At 50.3% G+C, this 23,525-nt stretch carries 21 protein-coding genes; 19 read left to right on the top strand and 2 right to left on the bottom strand.

What is annotated here, in order from left to right:
- Positions 1–8: 8 nt before the first annotated feature.
- The 7 genes from AC58QD_RS08430 to AC58QD_RS08400 all read left to right on the top strand — a co-directional run bounded on the left by AC58QD_RS08430 (position 9) and on the right by AC58QD_RS08400 (position 6,729).
- Positions 9–1,670, top strand: a complete 1,662-nt coding sequence (locus AC58QD_RS08430; RefSeq protein WP_497331993.1) for a DUF4091 domain-containing protein — start codon at positions 9–11, stop codon at positions 1,668–1,670.
- A gap of 169 nt (positions 1,671–1,839) precedes the next feature.
- Positions 1,840–2,142 carry an AbrB/MazE/SpoVT family DNA-binding domain-containing protein gene (locus AC58QD_RS08425; protein ID WP_497331991.1) on the top strand — a complete coding sequence of 101 codons (303 nt, stop codon included), beginning with the start codon at positions 1,840–1,842 and terminating at the stop codon, positions 2,140–2,142.
- Entirely contained in the window at positions 2,139–2,474 is a 336-nt protein-coding gene (locus AC58QD_RS08420; RefSeq protein ID WP_497331989.1) for a type II toxin-antitoxin system PemK/MazF family toxin, read from the top strand. The genes AC58QD_RS08425 and AC58QD_RS08420 overlap by 4 nt, the downstream gene beginning before the upstream one ends.
- 240 nt (positions 2,475–2,714) lie before the next feature.
- Positions 2,715–3,593, top strand: coding sequence for a phytanoyl-CoA dioxygenase family protein (locus tag AC58QD_RS08415; RefSeq protein WP_497331987.1), 879 nt, complete (start codon positions 2,715–2,717; stop codon positions 3,591–3,593).
- Between the two features lie 90 nt (positions 3,594–3,683).
- On the top strand, positions 3,684–4,589 hold the full coding sequence (locus AC58QD_RS08410; protein WP_497331985.1) for a helix-turn-helix transcriptional regulator: 906 nt from the start codon (positions 3,684–3,686) through the stop codon (positions 4,587–4,589).
- A gap of 73 nt (positions 4,590–4,662) precedes the next feature.
- Positions 4,663–5,256, top strand: a complete 594-nt coding sequence (locus AC58QD_RS08405; protein WP_497331983.1) for a TetR/AcrR family transcriptional regulator — start codon at positions 4,663–4,665, stop codon at positions 5,254–5,256.
- Positions 5,257–5,310: 54 nt separating this feature from the next.
- Positions 5,311–6,729, top strand: a complete 1,419-nt coding sequence (locus AC58QD_RS08400) for an MFS transporter (protein ID WP_497331981.1) — start codon at positions 5,311–5,313, stop codon at positions 6,727–6,729.
- Between the two features lie 398 nt (positions 6,730–7,127).
- Here the strand turns inward: AC58QD_RS08400 and AC58QD_RS08395 are convergent, their stop codons facing one another.
- Positions 7,128–8,012 (bottom strand): LysR family transcriptional regulator, encoded by an 885-nt coding sequence (locus AC58QD_RS08395; RefSeq protein ID WP_497331979.1) that lies wholly within the window; start codon positions 8,010–8,012, stop codon positions 7,128–7,130.
- Between the two features lie 390 nt (positions 8,013–8,402).
- Here AC58QD_RS08395 and AC58QD_RS08390 point away from each other — a divergent pair, with 390 nt between their 5' ends.
- From AC58QD_RS08390 to AC58QD_RS08335, 12 genes are read left to right on the top strand one after another with little or no spacing between them, the layout of a single operon-like run.
- Complete coding sequence (locus AC58QD_RS08390) at positions 8,403–9,746, top strand: LLM class flavin-dependent oxidoreductase (RefSeq protein WP_497331977.1); 1,344 nt, start codon at positions 8,403–8,405, stop codon at positions 9,744–9,746.
- Positions 9,747–9,797: 51 nt separating this feature from the next.
- The gene (locus tag AC58QD_RS08385) at positions 9,798–11,207 is read left to right on the top strand and encodes an LLM class flavin-dependent oxidoreductase (RefSeq protein ID WP_497331975.1); all 1,410 of its coding nucleotides are present in this window, start codon (positions 9,798–9,800) and stop codon (positions 11,205–11,207) included.
- A gap of 45 nt (positions 11,208–11,252) precedes the next feature.
- Positions 11,253–12,911: an ABC transporter substrate-binding protein gene (locus AC58QD_RS08380; RefSeq protein ID WP_497331973.1), complete on the top strand. Its 1,659-nt coding sequence runs from the start codon at positions 11,253–11,255 to the stop codon at positions 12,909–12,911.
- A gap of 33 nt (positions 12,912–12,944) precedes the next feature.
- Complete coding sequence (locus AC58QD_RS08375) at positions 12,945–13,868, top strand: ABC transporter permease (protein ID WP_497331971.1); 924 nt, start codon at positions 12,945–12,947, stop codon at positions 13,866–13,868.
- A gap of 34 nt (positions 13,869–13,902) precedes the next feature.
- Complete coding sequence (locus AC58QD_RS08370) at positions 13,903–14,808, top strand: ABC transporter permease (RefSeq protein WP_497331969.1); 906 nt, start codon at positions 13,903–13,905, stop codon at positions 14,806–14,808.
- 33 nt (positions 14,809–14,841) lie between these two features.
- Complete coding sequence (locus tag AC58QD_RS08365; RefSeq protein ID WP_497332178.1) at positions 14,842–16,938, top strand: ABC transporter ATP-binding protein; 2,097 nt, start codon at positions 14,842–14,844, stop codon at positions 16,936–16,938.
- A 41-nt stretch (positions 16,939–16,979) separates the two neighbouring features.
- Positions 16,980–18,380: an LLM class flavin-dependent oxidoreductase gene (locus AC58QD_RS08360; protein ID WP_497331967.1), complete on the top strand. Its 1,401-nt coding sequence runs from the start codon at positions 16,980–16,982 to the stop codon at positions 18,378–18,380.
- A 27-nt stretch (positions 18,381–18,407) separates the two neighbouring features.
- Positions 18,408–19,277, top strand: a complete 870-nt coding sequence (locus tag AC58QD_RS08355; RefSeq protein ID WP_497331965.1) for a CoA transferase subunit A — start codon at positions 18,408–18,410, stop codon at positions 19,275–19,277.
- Positions 19,274–20,053: a CoA-transferase gene (locus AC58QD_RS08350; protein WP_497331963.1), complete on the top strand. Its 780-nt coding sequence runs from the start codon at positions 19,274–19,276 to the stop codon at positions 20,051–20,053. The genes AC58QD_RS08355 and AC58QD_RS08350 overlap by 4 nt, the downstream gene beginning before the upstream one ends.
- Before the next feature lie 14 nt (positions 20,054–20,067).
- Entirely contained in the window at positions 20,068–20,670 is a 603-nt protein-coding gene (locus tag AC58QD_RS08345) for a cysteine dioxygenase family protein (RefSeq protein WP_497331961.1), read from the top strand.
- Between the two features lie 27 nt (positions 20,671–20,697).
- Positions 20,698–21,876, top strand: coding sequence for a CaiB/BaiF CoA transferase family protein (locus AC58QD_RS08340; protein ID WP_497331959.1), 1,179 nt, complete (start codon positions 20,698–20,700; stop codon positions 21,874–21,876).
- Complete coding sequence (locus AC58QD_RS08335; RefSeq protein WP_497331957.1) at positions 21,873–22,349, top strand: DinB family protein; 477 nt, start codon at positions 21,873–21,875, stop codon at positions 22,347–22,349. The genes AC58QD_RS08340 and AC58QD_RS08335 overlap by 4 nt, the downstream gene beginning before the upstream one ends.
- Before the next feature lie 103 nt (positions 22,350–22,452).
- On the opposite strand, the gene corA is transcribed toward AC58QD_RS08335, so the two are convergent.
- A complete protein-coding gene (gene corA, locus AC58QD_RS08330; RefSeq protein WP_497331955.1) occupies positions 22,453–23,403 on the bottom strand; it encodes a magnesium/cobalt transporter CorA in 951 nt (316 codons plus the stop codon).
- Between the last annotated feature and the right edge of the window lie 122 nt (positions 23,404–23,525).

Raw genomic sequence — 23,525 nt, 5'->3', positions numbered from 1 at the left:
GATAAACGTTGGAAGAACAACCCTTACAATTAGAAACAAGATGTTTGAGCTCGCTATCCAAAGTATTCGCCGACGAGGAATTGACGGATACCCCATATACGAGCTCGACCGCTTTGAACAACGAAACGTTTGCTTTTCAGATAGCCTATCGTTCCAACCGCCGGAAAAAAGAGGTTCGGGTGAGTGCTGCTTCTGACCTTGGGGCACCCTTGTCCATTCGTGTAGTCGGGCTTGTTCCTTCCGAGCTGCCGATATTCGAAGGACACGACGACAATTTGCTGCGATCGACGCCGGGATTATATCCTGATCCGTTGTTTCCCTACAACGATACGGAAGGGCTATCCGTCGCGGCCAACCAGTGGCGGTCTGTGTGGATTACAGTTGAGCCTGATCATCCGATCAAACCTGGAAGGTATACAATTGATGTGACATTCCGTACAGACGAGAGCGGACTGTTAAGTACAGAAAGCTTCCAGCTGGAGATCCTATCCGCAAGCTTGCCTGATCAAACCCTCATTCATACCGAGTGGTTCCACACCGATTGTTTGGCTAATTACTATGGAGTGGAAGTATTCAGTGAGGAACACTGGAAGCGGATCGGGCAGTTCGTGAGTACGGCGGTGCGTCATGGGATGAACATGATCTTGACGCCTGTGTTCACCCCGCCGCTCGACACAGCTGTTGGCGGGGAGCGCCTGACTGTGCAGTTGGTGGACGTGGAGAAGGATGGAGATACATATACCTTCAGCTTCGACCGTCTGATGAGATGGGTCAGGCTATGTGACGAGAAGGGCATTCGTTATTTTGAATTTTCTCATCTCTTCACCCAGTGGGGAGCGAAGCATGCGCCCAAGATTATCGCTTCCGAGGGGGGCAGCAGCCGACGCATCTTTGGTTGGGATACTGATGCAGCAGGTACGGAATATGCTAATTTTCTATCGCAATTCCTGCCGGAGCTGGTGAGATTCATCCGAGCGAACGGATTGGAGAATCGCAGCTACTTCCACGTCTCCGACGAGCCTTATATGGAGCATCTGGAATCCTATCGTCAGGCTAGCGACAGGCTGCGCGGTCATCTAGAAGGCTTTCCGATCATAGACGCGCTCTCGAAATATGCGTTCTATGAGAACGGACTGGTCAAGCGGCCGATACCGGCAAGCAATCATATCGAGGAATTCCTGGCTAATCAAGTCCCGGATTTGTGGACGTATTACTGTTGCAGCCAATATAAAGACGTTTCGAACCGGTTTATGTGCATGCCCTCAGCACGGAATCGCATTATTGGAGCCCAGCTCTATAAGTTCAACATCGCCGGCTTTCTTCACTGGGGATATAATTTCTGGAACTCACAGTTCTCGCGCAAGGCGATAGATCCCTATAAAGTGACGGATGCTGGCGTAGGCTTCCCCTCAGGCGATTCATTCCTTGTGTATCCTGGAGAGGACGGTCCGATTGAATCGATACGTATGGAAGTTTTCTATGAAGCTTTGCAGGATCTAAGAGCAATGAAGCTGCTGGAAAGCCTGATTGGGCGCGAACGAGTGATCGAGCTGCTGGAGGAAGGGCTCGCCGGTCCAATAACATTCAACCAGTACCCGCATGATCTAGAGTGGGTGTTGAATATTCGAGAGAAAATCAACAGGCAGATCCAACAGCACCTAACAAAGTAAAAAACGGATTTCTAGAATGGTTCGAAGAATGTAGTTCGGAAGCAAAGAAGCTATCTTCTCTATTCGGAGAAAATAGCTTTTTTGGTGTATCGACCCGAAATGAAAGGGTATCAAACTCATTCATTTTGTATATCATATGTATATACAATGAGGGAAGGGTGAGGTATACTTGGATTATACAAAGGGAAGGGATTTGATCCTTATGACGACTGCCACACTCAGTAAATGGGGCAACAGTTGCGCGATTCGTATTCCGAACCAATTCCTGAAGACTCTTAACCTAGAAGAGGGCGCCGAAATGCAGATTATGGTGACGCCAGAAAATGACATTCTGCTCCGTCCCACAGCCAAACCTAATGAGTCGAATGAGGAATTGCGCGCTCATTTGAAGACACTTCTATCGAAAATAAAGCCGGATTCACCGCGTCATGAAGAAGTTGACCTCGGTTCTGAAGGAGACGAACTGATTTGACCATCCCAGCACGCGGCGATCTAATTTGGCTGGACTTTGACCCGCAAACCGGGCGGGAACAAGCTGGACGACGTCCCGCAATCGTACTATCTGAATTGGATTTTAATAATTTGTCTGGTTTTGCATTTGTATGTCCAATCACCAGCCAGTCCAAAGAATACGCTTTTGAAGTACCACTTCCGGAAGGACTTCCGTTCTCTGGGGTCGTCCTTACGGATCAGTTGAAGAGCTTAGACGTAAGAAAGCGTAAAATCAAGGTTGTAGGCAGCGTTCCCGTTGAGTCCGATCTGATGAAACAAGTCCTTCGAAATACACGATCAATATTAGCATAAGAATTCTGATCTCCAGCGTGTCAAACTGAACTCAATTTATAAATTTTCCGAGGTGGAGAAAGTGTTCCATCTCGTTTTTGCTTTTGAGCGGAATAAATCTAGTGGGCCCAACCTCAGCTGGAGACAGACCCGAAGATTTTACAAGGTTGCCGTAATCTATTACCTGTTACCTGCATGGCTATCCAAATATACTAAAAGGGAAGGATGTGCCAATAGAACAAAGGGTTAGGAGAGATCATAATGAGATTGTCGCTAGAGCAAATGATCGAGTTTCAAACGAATGGTGTCTTGATTGCGGAGGATGTGTTGACGGACGCTGATCTACAGCCTGTTATTGATGAGATCAACGCCTTAATTGATGGCAGAGCGAAGCAGCTGTTCAGCGAAGGGAAAATTACGGAGCTTCATGAGGACGAGCCGTTCGAACGCCGATATGCTTTACTGCACAGACAGTGTAAGGGGATTGGCGAGAAGCTTGATATTATGGAGTATCGCGGTGAGGCTATGTTCCAGTTTCTCAAAAACGATAATCTGCTTGATATCGCGGAATGTTTGCTTGGTAGTGAACTCAGTTGTAATCCGATCCAACACTTACGGCATAAGCTGCCTGTTCTTCCAGAGGGAGCGCAAAGCGGATTCAACGGTAATGTACCTTGGCATCAGGATGTAGCGGTTACGCATCCAGACTCCGATCCTTCTGAAATTATTACGTTCTGGCTGCCGCTTGTAGATGCTACGGTTGAAACAGGGTGTATGGAGATTTTGCCTGGTGAGTTCCGCAAGGGCTATTTGAGACACTTGGCCGAAGGCGGGACGACTATCGATCCTGTACTCTTGCCTGAGTGGGAGCCTAGAAAAGCGGAATGCCGCAAGGGCGGAATTGTCATCATGAACAAATACACCCCGCATAGAAGCACAGACAATATTTCGGATCGAATTCGTTGGTCGCTCGATTTGCGCTATCACAAAACGGGTGCCCACTCTGGAAGGGAATCTCAGCCCTCCTTCGCAGTAAGAACACGGAACTCCGGGCAGAAGCTCATCGATCACGCGGAATGGAGCCGTCAGTGGGAAGAAGCGTTGGCTAATCCGTCAACAAACAAATTCCACCGAGTATAGAGTAAGTTGCTTGGTCTGCATAAGAGGATAATTCATCCTGAGAATCGAATCCTATCGTAGGCAGAACATAAGCGGAAGGGTTCGATACCGATGATTCGATTGACCATAAATAACACATTATGCGGAATTGATCATGTTACTACGGATCTGATGGCGCAGCGGAAGACGGGGAGCTCCAATCGACACTCTCATCCGGTCTTTCATCTTATGTACGTGACGGAGGGCAGGGGAGTCTTTTACGTTAATGATGAAGCCTTTGATGCGGAGGCGGGCATGCTTTTCATCATTAATCCGAATGAGCCTCATCATTTCTACTTTGATCCCCTGACTCCAATAACGAATTATGAGTGTACGTTTCTTTTTCGAGACATGGATAGCGAGCCAACTGCTATCCATTTTTTCGATTTGCTGGAAGCGAACCGCTCTCTGCGTCTTTCTGCAGAGTTGTTTCGCACACGGGTGTATGTTCCAAGCCCGCTGAGGCCATTATTGATCGAAGGCTATCAGAGAATTTTGCAAGCAAGGAAGGATGGAACGACCAAGGAATATTTGTCTGTCATGGTTCTTGACCTGATCTTGCGTGTAGAGGATATTACCGTTCGGATTAATGGGTTCGAACAGAATGCAATAACCGTGCGCACAGAAGATCATACCATTGCTGCGGTCAAACAATATTTGCGAACCAAGATGGGGGACAAGATTCTGCTGCAGGAATTAGCGGACTTAGTCCATCTAACCCCGAATTACTTGTGCACATTATTCAAAGAGCATACCGGGACTACACTTATGAGCTATTTGCAGCAAGTCCGCATGAGGGAAGCCGAGAAGCTGCTCACCTACACGGATCTGTCTATATACAGGATTGCAGAAAATACGGGATTCGAAGAAGCCTCCTACTTCACCAAAGTGTTCCGCAAAACTTACGGGGTATCGCCGACCGAGTTCCGCAACAACCTATTCCAGCCGCCTATGCCGACATATCCACCCACATATTGACATTGAATGGGGCTGACGTTATAATTCATTCAAGAATGTTAGTGATGACTAACATTAAGGAAGGGTTTGGACGATGGAGATATGCGACTCTAGAAGCAACAAAGATAGGATGTTAATTGAGGCTATCAATCTGATGGCTGAGAAAGGCTACAAAGGGGTATCGACCAAGGAGATTGCAGCAGCGGCTGGTGTTAGTGAGATGACGTTGTTCCGGCATTTCGGCAGCAAGCAGAATTTGCTGGAAGAAGCGGTTGACCGGTTCTATTACTCTGGCGAGATGGAGAAGCTGTTCAAGGATAAGCTCGTCTGGGATTTGCGTACGGATCTGGAGCTTATTAGCCGGACCTATCATGAGAACATGAATCGCAATCGCAAGTTGATCCAGATCATCCAGAAGGATGGGGTAGATCTGCCTGGGTTTAAGGAGCGGGTGCACAAGCATCCCCTGCTGTTACAAAAAAGATTGACCGAGTATTTCACGGCTATGCAGAGTAAGGGCATGCTAATCAAGGAAACGGATTTGGAGGCGCAAGCGGTTGCTTTCATGTGGCTCAATTATGGAGCGTTTATGAGTAAGCTGCCCACTAATTCATTGACTACGAGCCCAACCGTGCAGCAAATTATCAACACGAATATCGAACTGTTAGCTAGGGGACTGACACCCTAGTTTTTTTGAAACCAATATGTTAGTGACTGCTAACAATCAAGTGAGGTGCATGTTATGAGAGTCCAAGAAATAAACGGTTTATCCCAAGGAGAATCAGGTACGGGTAATGAAGGGAAGCTGGTGAAACTGCTCTGTTTCATCCTGCTCTTCTCGGTTATGAATGTAACGATGTTCAATATTGCCCTGCCGGACATCGCCAAATATTTCGACTTATTGCCTTCGTCGGCGAGCTGGGTCGTAACCGGATACTCCATTGTGTACGCGATAGGGTCTCTCACATACGGTAAGCTGTCCGATATTTACCCGATGAAAAGGTTGCTGACAGTAGGATTATTGTTATTTGCTGCAGGTTCAATCATCGGCTTCATGTCGAATAACTTCCCCTTGCTTATAACAGCAAGACTCATCCAATCGGCAGGCGCTTCTTCTATCCCGGCGCTTGTCATGCTCATTCCGATCCGGATGTTTCCGGCGCAACAGAGAGGACGAGTCATTGGTGTATTGGCAGCGGCCATATCCTTCGCAGCTGGAGTGGGTCCGATTGTAGGAGGATTCATCTCAGGGTCTTTACACTGGCGATTCCTCTTTCTCATCTCGATTGGCACCTTGATCACATTACCTTACTTGAGGAAGTGGCTGCCTGAAGAGAAGGTGCGGCCTGGAACTTTTGATGTGCCGGGTGCCGTATTACTTGCAAGCTCGGTGGCTTCGTTAATGCTGAGCATTACCAAGTGGAATGGTTGGATTCTAATAATCAGTATTGTATTTCTGGCCTTATTCATCGTGAGAATCAGGATGGCGAAGCAGCCCTTTATACAGCCAGCTTTGTTACGCAACGCGAATTACCGGATCGCACTGCTCAGCGGGTTTCTTGCCTTCGGAGCCTCATTCGCTATTATGTTCATTACTCCAATCATGCTTAGCCATGTTAATCTTATGCATACAACCTCTATAGGCTTGATCATGTTCCCTGGAGCTATGAGTGCTGCTTTATTAGGTCGATATGGCGGTAAAATGGCGGATCAGAGGGGAAGCCTGTTCATGGTTGCTTGCGCATTATCGCTGATGCTAGTTGGACAGCTCACGTTATCCTCGTTCAGCGGATATGCCGTATGGATTATTGCGGTCTGTCTCATCTTCGGTTATGTAGGCATGTCTTTCATGCAATCTTCTATGACTAAGCTAGTGTCAACATTGCTACCCGCAGGACAGACAGGGGTTGGGATGGGAGTCTTCACCCTGACGAACTTCATGGCTGGAGCAGTGACGGGGGCTATTGTCAGTAAAATCATTGACCAGTCTGGCAGCAGCTTCACACTTAATCCGTTGGTCACGCAGGCTGAAGCATCGATTTATAGCAACGTGTTTCTGGGGCTTGCAGTAATTACGGCATTGAATATGGTGATCGTCTATCTGGTATTCGGCAGGAAGACCAAGCCTGTGTCCGCCAAAACGAAGGTTACCTCGGCATAAACGTCCCGAATTGCAGAAGTTGAGCCCTCACAGACCTCTATTTGTCTTTGCTGTGTAATATTTGATGAATTTAGAGGTCTGTAAAGGCACTATCCGGTGTATCGAACCCCGCAGTTGCCGCGCTCCCAATACCGCCTTCACCTCACCTTCCATGGCCAGTTTAGAATTGTGTGGCATGCCGCCTGATCGGATAAGCCATTTTACTACTGGCTATTTTGAACATTTCCGCATTTATGCACCCATTAGCCAATCCAACTATCCTCTATTTCCGCAAAATACCTCCATTCCTCTAAAATCAATTCCATAACCAATAGTAACACTTGCTATCCCGGCAAAATCTATCTATTCCGCACAATTAACCTATACTGGCACTGGCTAACGGTCCGATCCCGATTGAACTATATTTGCTGCAGCTCGGTTTTCAATAGCGTAATAAGCTTCGTGGCGATCGTACTGTAGGAGTTTCCTATTTTCTTCTGGAGGATGCCGGTGACGAGACCAGAATCAAGATCCTCAATGTTCCTCAGCACTGTGCCTTCTGGTGCAGGACGGGCTGTGATTACCGGTACAACAGCGGCGCCATAGGAGGCTTGAACATAAAATTTAAGCGCGGCCATATTGCCGATTTCCATTGCGGTGTAAGGACTGCCGCCTTTTTCTAGCAAAGAGCTTTCCAGCTTTTTGCGATAGGGGCATATTGAGGTTGTAATCAGGATGTGCTCGTTCCGAAGATCGCATAAGTAGATCTGATCCTTGATAGCCAAGGGATGGCTGACTGGAATAAGCAAGCCAAGATCTTCCACGAATAGAGGATCAAATGTGAAGTCGAGTCCGGTTTCTGGAGTTGTGCACAGAGCGAGATCAATCAGACCCTCATTAAGCATTTGCGTAAGAACGGTCGTATTGCCGATCTGAATGCTGATCTGTACCTTGGGATGCTGCTCTAGAAAAGGCTTGATAATACGAGGCAGTCGGTAGCTGGCCGTTGGCTCCATCACTCCAAGGCGCACCACGCCGGCTTCCCCTTGAATGAGCTCGGTCATCGTAGCGCTCAAGTAGTCGTAATCTCGCAGCAGAATACCTGCCGTCTGATGAAATAACCTGCCTGCCTCGGTAAGCTGCAGCTTTTTTCCCCTCTCTAACAGCTTCACTCCAACATCCGTCTCCAACTTCTGAATATGCATGGTAATCGTCGATTGGCCGTATTGCAGCTCTTCGGCTGCCCGTTGGAAGCTTCCGAGTCTGACGATCGTTTGAAACGTTTTGATCGTTCGAATGTCCATGATACACACCGCTCCTTCGGTTGGATTCACAAAAACGGAAGAAAAGCTTCCGATTTCTGCATTGTACATCTCAATTACAATCCAGTATAACCATAATAACACGAAAACGCATTATACCAAGTGGTATAGTCGGTATAATTGACAGAAACTTTGCATCGCACTAACGGACATCCTGAAGAAGATTCAGAAAAAGTGAACCATGCGATCACATCTTTCAAATTTACAAAGGTTGAGGAGTTGATGTATGATTCAATAAATACCTAGTAAGTAAATCGGAATAGTGTAAATTATTATTAACCCCATTACAAATCGCACAACCTCATAAGGCAGCAGCTGAATTGTAAGATTAAAAGTCAGAAATTTCAAACTATTAAACGGAGGTGCTTGAAAATGGCAGGAAGAAACAAGAAGCTTAAACTCGGAGCAATGATTCATGGAGTTGGCGGAGGATGGGGAGATTGGCGGCACCCTGAGGCATTAACGGATGCAAGTGTGAACTTCGGTTTCTATAAGCATAACGCTCTTAAGGCAGAGGAAGGAAAATTTGATTTTGCCTTTATTGCAGACAGTGTGTTCATCCATGAGAAATCAAGTCCGCATTATTTGAATCGTTTTGAGCCCCTGACGGTTTTGTCAGGACTGGCTGCAGTAACAGAACGAATTGGCTTGGTTGCAACCCTTACGGTCAGCTATAGCGAGCCGTTCCATGTTGCCCGTCAGTTCGCTTCTCTAGATCACATTAGCGGGGGCCGTGCTGGTTGGAATGTAGTTACCTCTTGGCTATCTGGTAGTGCCGGCAATTACAGTAAGGATGAACATCCAGCGCATGAAACTCGCTATCGGATTGCTCAGGAGCATCTGGATGTAGTAAAAGGGCTCTGGGATTCTTGGGAGGACGATGCGTTTGTAGGTGACAAAAAGACGGGCGAATTCTTCAATCCGGAGAAGCTGCACACCCTGAACCATAAAGGCGAGTTCTTCTCGGTTCGCGGCCCGCTCAACATCTCCCGCTCGAAGCAAGGGCAGCCTGTTATTTTTCAGGCAGGCACGAGTGATGACGGTCGCAACTACGCCGCGAAGAATGCGGATGCTATCTTCGTCGGTCATGAGAATATCGAGGAAGCGAAGCTGTACTACCAAGATTTGAAGCGTCGTGCTGCGGGATTCGGAAGGAATCCGGATGATCTGTTCATTTTGCCAGGTATAGGGCCAATCGTAGGCCGCACGGAAGAGGAAGCCGAACGCAAGTATTTGGAAAAAGTGAATCTCGTTACGATCGAGGATGCGATTACCGCACTTGGAAGACCTTTCAACGATCATGATTTCTCTCAATATCCACTTGATGCGCCATTCCCCGATCTGGGTGATCTCGGTAAAGACAGTCACCAAGGCGGATCTGAACGAATCAAGCGGCTGGCCAGGGAGAACAATTACACATTGCGTCAAACAGCCTTAAGATTCGCAACGCCTAGAGGCAATTTCGTCGGGACCCCGGACAAAATTGCAGATCTGCTGCAGCAGTGGCTGGAGGAAGAGGCTTCGGATGGATTTATCGTGAACTCGGCGATCCCGGGCGGACTGGATGATTTTGTGGAGCTGGTCGTGCCGATCCTGCAAGAACGGGGCCTATTCCGAGCTGAATACGAGCATGACACCCTTCGAGGTCATCTTGGTTTAGAAGTGCCGACCAATCGATATACGAAAGCCAGAGAGGCAGTCAAAGTAACAAATTAGAGGGTAACAAGGTTGATTTATTCCAAGCGGATATCCAAGGAGGAACCAACAATGGCCAATAAAAGGAAGCTTAGACTAGGGGCAACGATTACAGGAGTAGGCACATCGAAGACGGCGTGGAGACACGAGGAGGTTCAGATCAATGCCAGTGTGAACTTTCCCTACTATAGAAGTCAGGCACAAATAGCTGAAGAAGGGAAATTCGACTTCGTCTTCATCGTCGACAGTCCCTACATTACGGAGCATTCGGCACCGCATTACTTGAACCGCTTCGAGCCGCTCACCCTGCTCTCGGGCTTGGCAGCCTCGACGTCGAGAATCGGATTAGTGGGCACGCTGACCGCTTCATTCACACAGCCTTTTACCGTAGCGCGTCAATTCATGTCTCTCGATCATATTAGCGGCGGGCGTGCAGGCTGGAATGTAGTGACAACCGGACTTGAAGGTGCCGCTCAGAACTTCAGCAAGTCGGAGCATTACGATCATGAAGAACGCTACCAACGGGCGGAAGAGCATCTTGAGGTCGTTCGTGGTCTATGGGATTCATATGAAGACGATGCTTTTCCGAGGGATAAAGAAACAGGAGTATTCCTGGATCCCTCCAAGCAGCACAAGCTGAATCATAAGGGGCAGCATTTCTCAGTGCAGGGACCGCTTAATATTCAACGCTCTGTGCAAGGTCAGCCGGTTATATTCCAGGCGGGCGGATCGGACAGCGGACGGGATCTGGCGGCCAAGAGCTCCAATGCGATCTTTACCGGTCAGGAGAATCTCGAAGAAGCCAAACAATTCTATAGCGACATTAAACATCGCGCTGCTGCATATGGGCGAGAGTCGGAAGAGATTCTTGTATTCCCGGGCATTGGCCCTATTATAGGCCGAACAGAAGAAGAGGCGCAGGAGAAATATGAAAAGCTGGCAAGCCTAGTCACGATTGAGGATGCTCTGGTGCAGCTTGGTCGACCTTTCACATACCTGGACTTCTCCAAGTATCCGCTCGATGAGCCGTTTCCGGATCTTGGCGAGCTAGGCAGCAACAGTTATCGCAGCTCGACAGATCGGATTAAGCGAATCGCGAAGGAGGAGAACTTGACGCTTCGTCAGACTGCGCTTCGATTCGCAACGCCGAGGAGCACATTCGTCGGAACACCGGAGAAGGTAGCCGATACGATTCAGCATTGGTTCGAGGAGGAAGCAGCAGACGGCTTTATTATATTCTCCAGTATACCGGGCAGCTTGAACGAATTCGTACAATTAGTTGTTCCGATCTTGCAGGAGAGAGGATTGTTCCGTTCGGAATATGAGGGAAGCACGCTGCGCAGTCACCTCGGCCTTGAGGTTCCCGCCAATCGATACACAGTGGCGAGAGATGAAGCAACGGCAGCAGCTTCCATAGCTCAATCAGCTCCAACAGTACCTACAGAGTCATCATCAGCAACTTCCACGGCACAAGCAAATTAAACCCTTTTTTTTACTCATAAATCCGATAAAACAGGTGGGAATAATATGATAAAGTCTAGAATCAAATTCACTGCCTTCGCTCTGGCGCTTACGGTAATGCTGACAGGCTGCAGCGAAACGTCCAAGGAAAGCAGCGCGAAGGCAAATGAGACTTCCGGTGCTGCCACCAAAGCAGAAGATAAAGTAACACCAGGAGGTGAGCTTGTGTGGGCGCTGGCCGGAACGGTGAGCAATGATGCGCTTGATGCCCATAAGGCAGGTTTTGCTCCGACTACGCGGGTTATGCGCAACCTGTACGACAGCTTGGTTGTTGAGCTTCCCGACCATTCAATCAAGCCGTGGTTAGCGACATCATGGGAAATTTCAAGCGATAAGAAGAGCTACACATTCCAATTGCGCAAAGATGTGAAATTCCATGATGGTACTCCTTTCAACGCGGAAGCAGTCAAGTTCAATTTTGATCGGATAAAAGACCCTAACACCAAGTCCTCCATATCGCTGAATGAGATAGGGCCCTACGAGTCAACAGAGGTTCTAGACGAATATACAGTCAAAATCAATTTCAAGACGCCATTCGCTCCTTTCCTAAGTAATGCAGCCAAAGTAGATCTGGGCTTCGTCTCCCCTGCAGCTGTTAAGAAGTATGGCGATGCATTCCCGCAAAATCCGGTTGGAACGGGGCCGTTCAAATTTTCCAAGCTGACACCGAGCTCCCAGGTGGAATTAATCAAAAATCCGGATTATAACTGGGCACCCTCAACAGCAGGTCATCAAGGACCGGCTTACCTCGACAAGCTGACCGTCAAATATGTGGATGAAGAAGCAACGCGAGTGAGCGTATTGCAGAGCAAGCAGGTGCAAGTTGCAGACATTATTCCGCCTCAGAATCTGGTCGCCCTGAAGAAGGACAAAAACTTCAATGTGCAGGAAACGGAATTGCTGCAGGCTAATTTCACCATTTACCTCAATGTGCAGAAGAGCCCTTGGAATGAGCTAAAGGTAAGACAAGCGTTCCGTTCGGCCCTCGATATCGAATCAGCCGTCAAAACGATCTATCTCGGAACGTCGGCACAAGGATGGGCACCCCTGTCTCCACAGCAGTTCGGGTACACCAAATCCGTCGAGAACTCATGGAAGACCGATGTGAAAGCATCCAATCAGACGCTGGATGAACTAGGGTGGGTGAAGGGCTCGGACGGGATCCGGTCGAAGGACGGGAAGAGGCTGACAGCGGAGCTGATCGATACGCAAGGCAACCGCGAGAAGCGCCTCGATCTCATCTCGATTCTGACCCAGCAGCTGAAGCAGGCCGGAATTGAACTAAAGGTGGTATCCCTGCCATCGGGTACTTACTCGGAGCGTCGTTTGAAGGGAGAGTACGATATCGTGGCAGGCAGTCAGTTCTCGGGTGACCCCGATGTGCTGCGCCAGCTGTATTCGACTAAAGGGCCATCCGGTAAAAACAACATAGCACGGGTCAACGATGCGCAGTTGGATCAGTGGCTCGATGAGGCGTATCTGGAGAATGACCCCGAGAAGCGCAAGGAAATTTACCGAAAAGTTCAGGAGTACATCGTTCAGAATGTGTTCGGAATCCCGACCTATGTGTTCCAGTATTCGGTAGCATCCACTAAGGAAGTAAATGGCATTAAATTTGATTACCCGGCGTGGCCTGTGTTCTACGATGCCTGGATATCCAAATAACAAAGAAGAAGCTGTAAGGGAGGAAGGCGAGGCATGGTCAAATTTATATGGAATCGATTAATTGTCTCCATACCGGTTATTATAGGGTCGCTTACGCTTGTGTTTCTAATTATTCACTGGCTGCCGGGCGACCCGGCCCAAATGATTGCGGGAGATGACGCGGCTCCAGACCGCATCGCTTTCCTTAGTAAGCAGTTCGGGTTGGACCGTCCGCTATGGCAGCAGTACTTATCGTATTTGTGGGATAGCATGAGAGGTGACTTCGGCAGCTCCTTCGCCAATAGTCAACCCGTATTAGATCGCCTGCTTGCTCAATTGCCGGCAACCTTGTCGCTCGCGCTGTTCAGTACTTTATTAGCGATTGTGTTCGGAGTTACACTAGGTATTTTGTCAGCCGTGTATCAGAATCGGGCCCTCGATTATGTTGTGCGAATTATAAGCTTGTTAGGGGTATCCATGCCAAAGTTCTGGCTGGGCATTCTGCTCATACTTGTGTTCTCCGTTCACTTACAATGGCTTCCAGCTATAGGGAACGGTACATTCAAACAAATCATTCTTCCATCGATTGCGCTTGGTGTTACTGGAGCGGGGATGTTAACGCGAATGGTGCGTAACAGTGTACTTGAGGTTATAAGAGAGCCGTTTGTAGTGACTTTGCGGGCCAAAGGCTTGACCGAACGATCTGTCTTGTACCGTCATGTTTTGCGCAACGCTTTAATGCCTGCCATTACGATTCTTGGCTTGTTGGTGGGAGATATGCTGGCAGGTGCGGTCGTCACGGAAACGGTCTTTTCCAGGCAAGGACTAGGCAAAATGATTGTGGATGCCATTAATCAAAAGGACATTCCCGTTATCCAGGCAGCCATTCTGATTACAGGTGTGTTCAATATAGCAGTTACGCTGCTAGTAGATGTGTCCTACTCGTATGTAGATCCACGTGTAAGAAGGACAGCATAACTAACGCTTATGTGAAAAAGGAGTGTGATATCCCATGTCTTACCAGTCAGCAACAACGGAAGTAAAGTTCCCCGCCGTGCTAGAGACGAAGGGAGCAAAGCCGAAAAGGGTGTGGCGGTTCAAGCTTTCCTTTTCCCAAATCATATTAACTTTCTCCTTATTCGTCCTGGCTTTTCTGGTTGTCTGCGCTATTGTACCGCAATGGGTCGCCCCGTTCTCACCGACGCTTATGCAGACTGATCATTTGCTGCAGGCGCCGAGCAGGACGCATTGGTTAGGAACGGATCAATTCGGTCGGGATGTAGCGTCGCTAATTATTTACGGAAGCCGGCAATCCCTTGTTATGGGTGTTGTCTCCGTCTTGATCGGAGGATTCATCGGAACACTGATTGGGCTGGTGGCCGGATATTGGGGCGGGATCGTGGATTCCGTGCTCATGCGCTTCAACGATATTCTAATGACGATTCCAGGCATCCTGCTTGCGATTGCGATATCGGTGGCGCTTGGTCCAAGCTTTTTCAATGTTATCCTCGCTATTAGTGTGGCTACTATTCCGAGTAAAGCCAGGGTCATTCGCAGTCAGGTCATGTCCATCCGAAGCCGTCCATTCATCGATGCCGCGAGGTCCGTTGGGACTTCCCATATAGGGATTATGTTCCGCCATATCCTGCCGAACTGTTGGTCGCCGCTGCTCGTCATGATGACCATTGGTGTGGGCAGCTCGATTCTTGTCGCGACGGGGCTAAGCTTTCTAGGACTTGGAGTTATCCAGGAAATTCCCAATTGGGGCTACCTGCTGTCCCAAGGCAGAAGTTATATGACTGTGGCTTGGTGGGTAGCAACCTTCCCTGGACTTGCCATTACCTTGTTAGTCGTTGTTGTGAATTTACTCGGTGATGAAGCGCGTGATCGATTAGATCCGAAGAAAACCAGTGTATAAATGTATAGCCTATGAATGGCATTTGCTTCACAAATGTTGGAGGTGATGGATATGAAGCAACTGCTTAACATAAAAGAGCTCTCTGTCGATTTCCAGACACCTGACGGGCAACTGAACGCGGTAAACAAAGTGAGCCTGCAGATTCGAAAAGGAGAAATTGTATGTCTCGTCGGAGAATCCGGCAGCGGCAAGACGATCACTTCTCTATCGATCATGAGGCTGATCGATTACGATAACGGGCGAATATCGCACGGAGATATTGAACTGGATGGTCAGAGCTTGGCTGGACTGTCGCGCAAGGAAATCAGTGAGCTTCGGGGCAAGAAGATCGCGATGATCTTCCAGGAGCCGATGACAGCGCTCGACCCTGTATTTACGATCGGGTACCAGATCGTGGAGGTTATTCTTCGTCACAAGCCGGTGACGAAGAGGCAGGCGGAAGCAGAAGCTGTGACGCTGCTGCGCAGGGTTGGCATTCCCGAGCCGGAGATTCGCATGAAACAGTATCCGTATGAGCTATCGGGCGGGATGCGCCAACGCGCCATGATCGCCATTGCGCTCGCTTGCGGCCCGGAGCTGCTCATCGCAGATGAGCCGACGACAGCGCTCGACGTGACCATCCAAGCGCAAATTCTCGCTCTGCTCCAAGAGCTGCGTCATGAATTCGGGATGTCAATCCTGCTCATTACACATGATCTGGGGATTGCAGCCGAGATGGCGGATCGCATTGTCGTCATGTATGCAGGTAAAATCGCCGAGCAATCACCAGTCGACCGATTATTCGAGCAGCCTTATCATCCTTACACACAAGGGCTGTTGCGTTCGATTGTGACGCTCGACCAGGACCGCAGCCAACGATTGTATACGATAGACGGGACGATCCCGAGTCTGACCCAGCTGCCGGGCGGCTGCCGGTTTCATCCGCGCTGTCCTTTGGCTACAGATCGCTGCGCTCAGGAGGAACCTCCGCTGCTGCCGATAGACGATCGTGAGGTAGCTTGCTGGCATGTGGATCGATTGATTGCTGCAGGCGGCATTGGAGATACAGGGGATGCTGATCAGGTGTCGGAAGAGGCAATAAGGGACATAGGAGCAGCAAGCCGACTGACATCGAGGGAGCTGCAGAGTACACAACATCTTGAGGGATTGACTGTCTCTTCACCTGCTGAGGTGTTGTTTGAGATCAAGAATCTGCAGAAATATTACCCGATCCGCAGATCATTCCTGCAGCGCACCCCTTCTTTCATTCGCGCAGTGGATGATGTCTCCTTCGACATTCGCAAAGGGGAAACGTTCGGACTTGTCGGGGAGTCGGGCTGCGGTAAATCTACACTTGGACGTGTGCTGCTGCAGTTGGAAAAGGCGACTGGCGGACAGGTATTGTTCCAGGGACAGGATCTGCACAACCTTGGCCGCAGCAGCTGGAAGGAAACGCGCCGCGATATGCAGATCGTCTTCCAGGATCCGTACGGCTCGCTTAATCCCCGTTGGAAGGTTGTTGATATTATTGGCGAGCCTTTGCGCGAGCATGAATCGCTTTCCGGCAGCGAGAAACTAGAAAAGGTGCAGGAAGTGATGCGGCTCGTCGGGCTGAACCCGAGCTGGCACAATCGCCGCCCGCATGAATTCTCGGGCGGTCAGAGGCAGCGCATCGGGATCGCGCGTGCGATCGTATTGAGACCGAAGTTTATCCTGGCCGATGAAGCCGTATCCGCACTCGATGTGTCCGTCCAATCACAGGTGGTCAATCTGATGCAGGATCTGCAGGAGCAGTTGGGATTGACGTATCTGTTCATCGCCCACGGCTTGAACATCATCCGGCATATCTCCGATCGGATCGGGGTTATGTATTTGGGAAAGCTGGTGGAGATTGCTCCGACTGATGAGCTTTTCCGCCATCCTGCCCATCATTACACAAGGGCGTTATTGTCGGCGATTCCGAATCCGGATCCCAAGCGGCGCAAGGAATATGTCACGATTGAAGGGGAGGCGCCTTCTCCAGCCAATCCTCCGTCAGGCTGCCGCTTTCACACCCGCTGCCCGGCAGCCACCGTACGATGCCAATCGGAAGCGCCAGAACTGCTGGAAATGGCGACAGGACATTATGTGGCTTGCCATTATCCGGCTTAAACGTACATCAAGAACAATACGAGGATGGATGGGAGACTGCTATGAGCGAAGGAATAGACATTAAGAAGATGCATCTGGGACTGTTCGTAGCTGCGAACGGCCATCATGCAGGAGGGTGGCGTCATCCGGAAGCGGATCTGGGCAGTCCTTTGGACTTCGACTATTACAAAGGCATTGCTCTGAAAGCCGAGCGGGCCAAGCTCGACATGATGTTCATCGCCGATAAGCTGGCGATTGACGATATCTACGGCGGCAGCTACGACATGTCGGTCTCTTACAGGCCTTCACTGTCAGCCGAGCCGATCACGCTGATCAGCGCGCTGGGAGCAGCGACGGAGCGAATCGGCCTTGCGGCTACCGCATCAACAACGTATCATGAGCCGCTGCACATTGCCCGCATGTTCGCGACGCTCGATCATTTGAGCAAAGGCCGTGTTGCGTGGAATGTAGTGACGTCGACGAGCGACGGGGAAGCACGCAATTTCGGAAGAGCGGAGCATCTCGACCACTCGACCCGTTATGAGCGGGCCGCCGAGTTCATTGAGCTGGTTCGCAAGCTATGGGACAGCTGGGAGGATGATGCGCTTGTTGTGAACAAGGAGACCGGCGTTTTCGCCGACAGCTCCAAGGTGCACTACACCGGCCATCATGGCCGATGGTTCAACGTGCCGGGCCCGCTGAATGTGCTTCGGCCGCCGCAGGGGCAGCCGATCCTGATCCAGGCGGGCTCGTCCGAGACGTTCCGCGAGCTGGCCGCGCAGAACGCGGAGCTGATCTTCACTGTACAGCCGACAATCGAATCGGCCAAGGCGTTCTACGACGACGTCAAGGCGCGTGTAGTGAAGAACGGACGATCGAGGGGCAGCGTGAAGATTCTGCCTGGTATCATGCCGATTATCGGCACAACGGAAGCAGAGGCTCGCGAGAAGGCTGAGCTCCTGAATGAGCTCATTCATCCGAACGCGGGGCTGTGCTTCATGTCAGGAAGCATGAACTACGATCTGTCCCAGCATCCGCTTGAGGGGCCGTTTCCAGACATTGAGGACAAGATCCGCGGGAGTCGCGGGCGGTTTCAGTATGTCATCCGCAAGGCTCGCGAGGAAGGCTTGACGCTTGCGGAGGTTGGCAGACGTTACGCGGCAAGCCGTTCGCATCATGTTGTGGTTGGCACAGCGGCAACCGTAGCCGATCAGATGGAACGTTGGTTCAAGGAGCAGGCTTGTGACGGCTTTAACCTGATGGCGCCTTACATGTCATCTGGACTAGATGACCTGCTAGGGAAAGTGGTGCCTGAGCTTCAGAATCGGGGAGTGTTCAGGGAGGACTATTCAGGCGCGACGCTGCGCGACCACTTTGGACTTGTTCGTCCGGTCAATGTTCATACCGCGCTGCGGGATAATACTTCGATCGGACCGGAGCTTTCACTAGTCCCACGGCCATGAAGCAGCAGAAGGAGGCGGAGGTGTTCCATGACTATATCCAGACCCAGATTCATCTCGGCTGCTGAGGCTGTTCAGTGGATCGAGGATGGCTCCATAGTTGCCATCAGCGGCAACATGGACATGTCGCCCATGGCTCTGATCCGCGAGGTCATTCGCAGCGGGAAGCGCAGATTGCATGTCGTCTGCGTAGGCGCGGCTGCGATTAACGCAGACTTGCTGATCGGGGCCGATGATACGGTGCGTCGGCTGGAATTCTCGCAAATGACACTTGGCGAGTACGGCTTCGCGGCGCATTTTCGCCGCCGCTTCGAGCGGGGAACTATCGAGGGACTGGAGCATGCTTGTCCCACGCTTGCAGCCGCTCTTCAGGCAGGGGCGAGCGACATTCCGTTCCTCCCCGTCAGAGGACTGCTAGGTACGGATTATATGGGTATCCGGCCTGATTTCAAAGTGATCGTCAACCCCTACGATGATAGAGAGACTATCGCCATCGTGCCGAGCATTCGGCCGGACGTTGCTCTCTTTCACGCCTACAAAGCAGATACGGACGGCAATGTAATTGCACATCCGTCGCAGAACAATCGGCTGCTGGCGCAAGCGGCCAGACGGACCATCGTGTCGGTGGAGGAAGTAGTCTCCCCGCAGGAGCTGAAGCGCGAAAGCGGGAGCGTGATTCCGTCCGTGTTCATTACCGCAATTGTGCAAGCACCTGCAGGTGCTCACCCGACTGCTTGCCCAGGACGCTATCCGATCGACACCGCGCACATTTATAAGTACGCAGAAGCTTCGAAGTCGGAGGAAGGATGGGCGGAATATCTCCGTAAGTATGTGCATGAACCTGCGGATTTGGGCGAATATACCATCGTCATCCGTCAAGAGGAGAGCGGAGGACAATGACCCAGATATCCCGGCTTAAGCAACCACAACCAGCACCACATTCTCAAGCAAGGGATGAGCTGCAGCTCATCTGCACCTTATCCAGGCAGCTTCGAGACGGGGAGGTGATTGCTGTAGGCAATCAATCCCCGATTCCGGCCGCAGCAGCGTTACTGGCTAAGGGATTACACGCAACGGAAGCTACCGTGTTCATTCTCGGTCAGCCGGACTGGCCGTTCGAGGGGACCCAGGAATTTTTCGACCTTATTCAGCGCGGGGGAGTGGATGTATTCTTCCTGAGCGGAGCGCAGATTGACCGATACGGCAATATTAACCTTCATGTTATTGGCGACTATGATCATCCCCGTGTACGACTGCCGGGAGGTGCGGGCTCAGCGGTCGTCTACCTGATGTGTCGCCGCATTTTCCTTTTCAAGACCGATCATACCGTCAAAGGCTTCCCGGAACACCTAGATTTTGTTACAAGTGTGTCTAGATCTGAGCCCTCTGTGTACCGTCGCGGTCAATTGGAGGGTGTGTACACCCCCCTGGGTGTCTTGAAGCCTCTAGGCTCGCATGGAGAACTCGTGTTAACTGAAGTAACACCTGGTATTACTACTGAGATAGTGCATCAAAACACTGGGTTTCACTTAAATGTACAACCATCCCTGCCGCAGTCTATTCCTGAAGCAGCTCCGCCAACAGCAGATGAGTTCCGCGTTCTCCGTCACATTGTATACGAGAGGTTGGTCGAGATTTACCCTGATTTTGCCGCTAGGCTAATAGAAACCATCTAAAGGAGAGGATCGCCTTGAGTATTCCGATTCACCGGGTGTGGAAGCAATTAGAAATCGATATCGCAGCTGTTCTAGAGAATACATCCGATAGTCGGACGATTATTGATGGGGTTCGGCCTTTACTGGAGAAGCTTCTGCAGCAGCCTGAGCTGATCCCTTCGGAATTTAAGACACCGCTTCCGGATAAATACGCTCAGTATTTACTTTATAAGCCCGCAGACGAATCGTTCTCTGTTATAGCTTTTGTCTGGGGGCCGAAGCAGGTTGCTCCAGTCCACGACCATCTCGTATGGGGCTTGGTGGGCTTGTATGAAGGCTCCATTGTGGAACGGAGGTACCGTCGGACAGATTACGGAGAGGCTGCATCGCCTCGGTATACGGTGAAGCAAGTAGGAGAAGTTACGGCCAGGCAGGGCGATATTTCGTACGTATACCCGCCGGATTATGATATCCATGGGGTAGAGAATCCTTTTGACAGACCGGCAATAACGGTTCATATATATGGCACAGACATCGGACAGCAAGCCCGGTATATTCACGATGTGACAACCGGACTAGCTAGGGGTGTTGTGACCAAGCATCACAATGAGACGCCAATCTATCAGACTAGCCTTTAAATGAAATGAGGAAAGGGGTGAAGGAGCATGACATTAGCGGGGAACGGTCCTCTTTCCGGCATAAAAGTTATTGAATTCGGTCAAATTGCGGCAGGACCCTTCACAGGAATGCTGTTCGCTGATCTAGGCGCGGATGTTGTAAAAGTGGAGCGTCCTGATGTTGGGGACGGGATGAGAGATTGGCCTCCGTTCTATACGAATGAGGAGGGAGAGGCCTTTAGCTCTAATTTCAGCTCGCTGAATCGCAATAAACGCAGTATCGCGGTCGATTTCAACTCGCAAGAGCAGCTCGCTCGACTGCGCAAGTTATGCCTGCAAGCGGATGTGATCGTGGAGAACTTCCGACCTGGCGTGCTGGGCAAGTTCGGTTTGGATTATAAGTCGCTTTCAGCCGATAACCCCAAGCTGGTCTATTGCTCAATCTCTGGCTATGGGCAAGAAGGGCGCTACGCACAGAAGGGGGCGTTCGATGTAACCATACAAGCCATCAGCGGTCTTATGAGTGTTACTGGTGAAGAAGAAGGCGAAGCGGTCAAATGCGGCGTTCCGGTAGCGGACTTCGCCGCTGGTCTCTATGGGGCATTCTCCGTAGTAGCCGCCATCCTCCAAGCTTCCAAGACCGGACAAGGCACATACATCGACACGTCGATGCTTGCTTCTGTGCTCGGCATATCCGCTCTGCAGACGAGCGAATACTTCGGCAACCTGCGCGCTCCGCGACGGCTCGGCAGCGCTCATCCGCGGAATGCGCCTTATCAAGGCTACCGCGGCAGCGACAAACCGTTCGTCATTGCGGCCGGCAATGACAAGCTATGGCGCGAAGTATGCGCCGCCGTAGCTCTGCCGGAGCTTGCAGGCGATTCGCGCTTCGCGAATCAGACGCTCCGGGCACAGAACCAGAAGGAGCTTGCTGCTCTGCTCCAAGCTGTGTTCAACACCCGCACGGCCGCCGAATGGCTGGCGGAGTTCGACCGGAGAGGGGTGCCCTGCGCTCCGATTAACGATTACGCTGACATCCTGAGCGATGCCGCTGTAGCGGAGTCCGGTCTACTGCACGAGATGCCGCTGCCGAACGGCCTCTCCACTACAGCAGTCGGATATCCTGTCAAGCTGACGGGGTATCAGTTCGAAATCTATCGCACACCCCCACGCAAAGGGGAGCACAATGAATCGATCTATGAAGAATGGGGTGTTTACCAGACATGAGCGAAATTGCAGTGAAGACGATTGCGGATTACAAGGTAGCGTATGTAGAGCTAAGGCAGCGAGTGGAAGGATTATCGGAGAAGCAGCTAACATGGAAACCTGCACCCGAGAAATGGAGCGTGAAGGAAGTGCTCGCCCATCTGGTTGATTCTACCCTTGTACACTCGATCCGCATCCGCACAATCGTGGCCGAATCAGCAGGCGAACCGGTCTTGATAAAATACGAACAGGATGGCTGGGTAGCCACGGCGAAATCGAATGAGATAGACATTCATGATATTTTCCATATACTCGAAGCAGCAATACGCTATAATGCTCTCTTCTACGAGCGGCTGTCTGCTGAGGATTGGGGCAAGTCGGGTCAGATTGACAGCAAGATCGTGACCGTCTTCGACCTGTTTCAAGGCTTTTTCCGCCACATAGATACCCATCTCGCTCAAATTGATCGCACAAAGGCGGCCTTTCCGGCTTAACCGCAGGTTATCCTTTGTATGTGCCCCGAATGACTCCGCATTGCAACAAGAAGCCCCGGAACAGCTTAACTGCTGCGCTCCAGGGCTTTTTTTCTTGGCCCATTTACTTAAACCATCCCTTTTGCCTGAACCAGGCGAACATTCCAAAACCGATCCCGAACATGACTCCAAGTACAGCAAAATACCCCCACTTCCATTCAAGCTCAGGCATATGCAGAAAATTCATTCCGTATATCCCTGCAATGAACGTAAGCGGCATGAAAATGGTAGTGATCACGGTCAAGGTTTTCATGATGGTATTCATTCGATTGGAGTTGACTGAGACGTAATTGTCCCTCATATCGGCCGTCATCTCGCGGTTCGCTTCTATCATCTCGGCCAGCTTCAGCAGGTGATCATAAATATCCGTATAGTACACGTGCTGTTCCTTCAATCCTGCGATCCGATCCGAATTAATAACTCTGTACAACAAATCCCGCATCGGAATAATCGTTTTTCTCAGCTTCAATAATTTAGATCGAATCTCGAATACATCATCCATCACATTGTGGCTCGCCGTTTGGACCCCGCTGGTTTCAATTTCGAGCAGTTGATCTTCGATCAAATAGACGGCAGGGAAGTATTGATCCACAAGCTTGTCCATGACGGTGTACATCGCGTACAGGTGTCCTTTTTCCCAGAGATCATTCTGAGTGGTTATACGTTCCCAAGCCTGATCTAACTCTAACAGTTCCTTGTGATGGAAGGTCACCATAAAGTTATCACCGATGAAGAGATCCACTTCATGTGCGGATAAATCAACCTGATCTAACGCATGCAGCACGAAAAAATGAGTGTCTCCATAATGGTCAACCTTGGGCCGTTGCAGCAGATGGAAGCAATCCTCAATCGCAAGGGAGTGGAAATGAAAATGGGATTCCAAATTCATGGCTTCCTCTTCGGTAGGCGCGTTGAAATCAACCCAATACCACAAATACTTCTCCCGGGCCATCTCCTCTAAAGAAACATTTCTCAGGACCATCCAATCCTTAGTGACGGCAAACGTACGAAGCATGATTAATCCCCCGCTAATCCAATTTCCATTTATTATACCAATGAGAATTTGTCCAGTCGAATGGCCCCCGAGCAGCCTCCATTTTGTTCAGATTTTCTTAAGTTTTCTTTAGGAATAGTTTC

The organism is Paenibacillus sp. J2R1T-4 (assembly GCF_059692235.1).
This window is presented reverse-complemented; position numbering and strand designations above follow the sequence as displayed.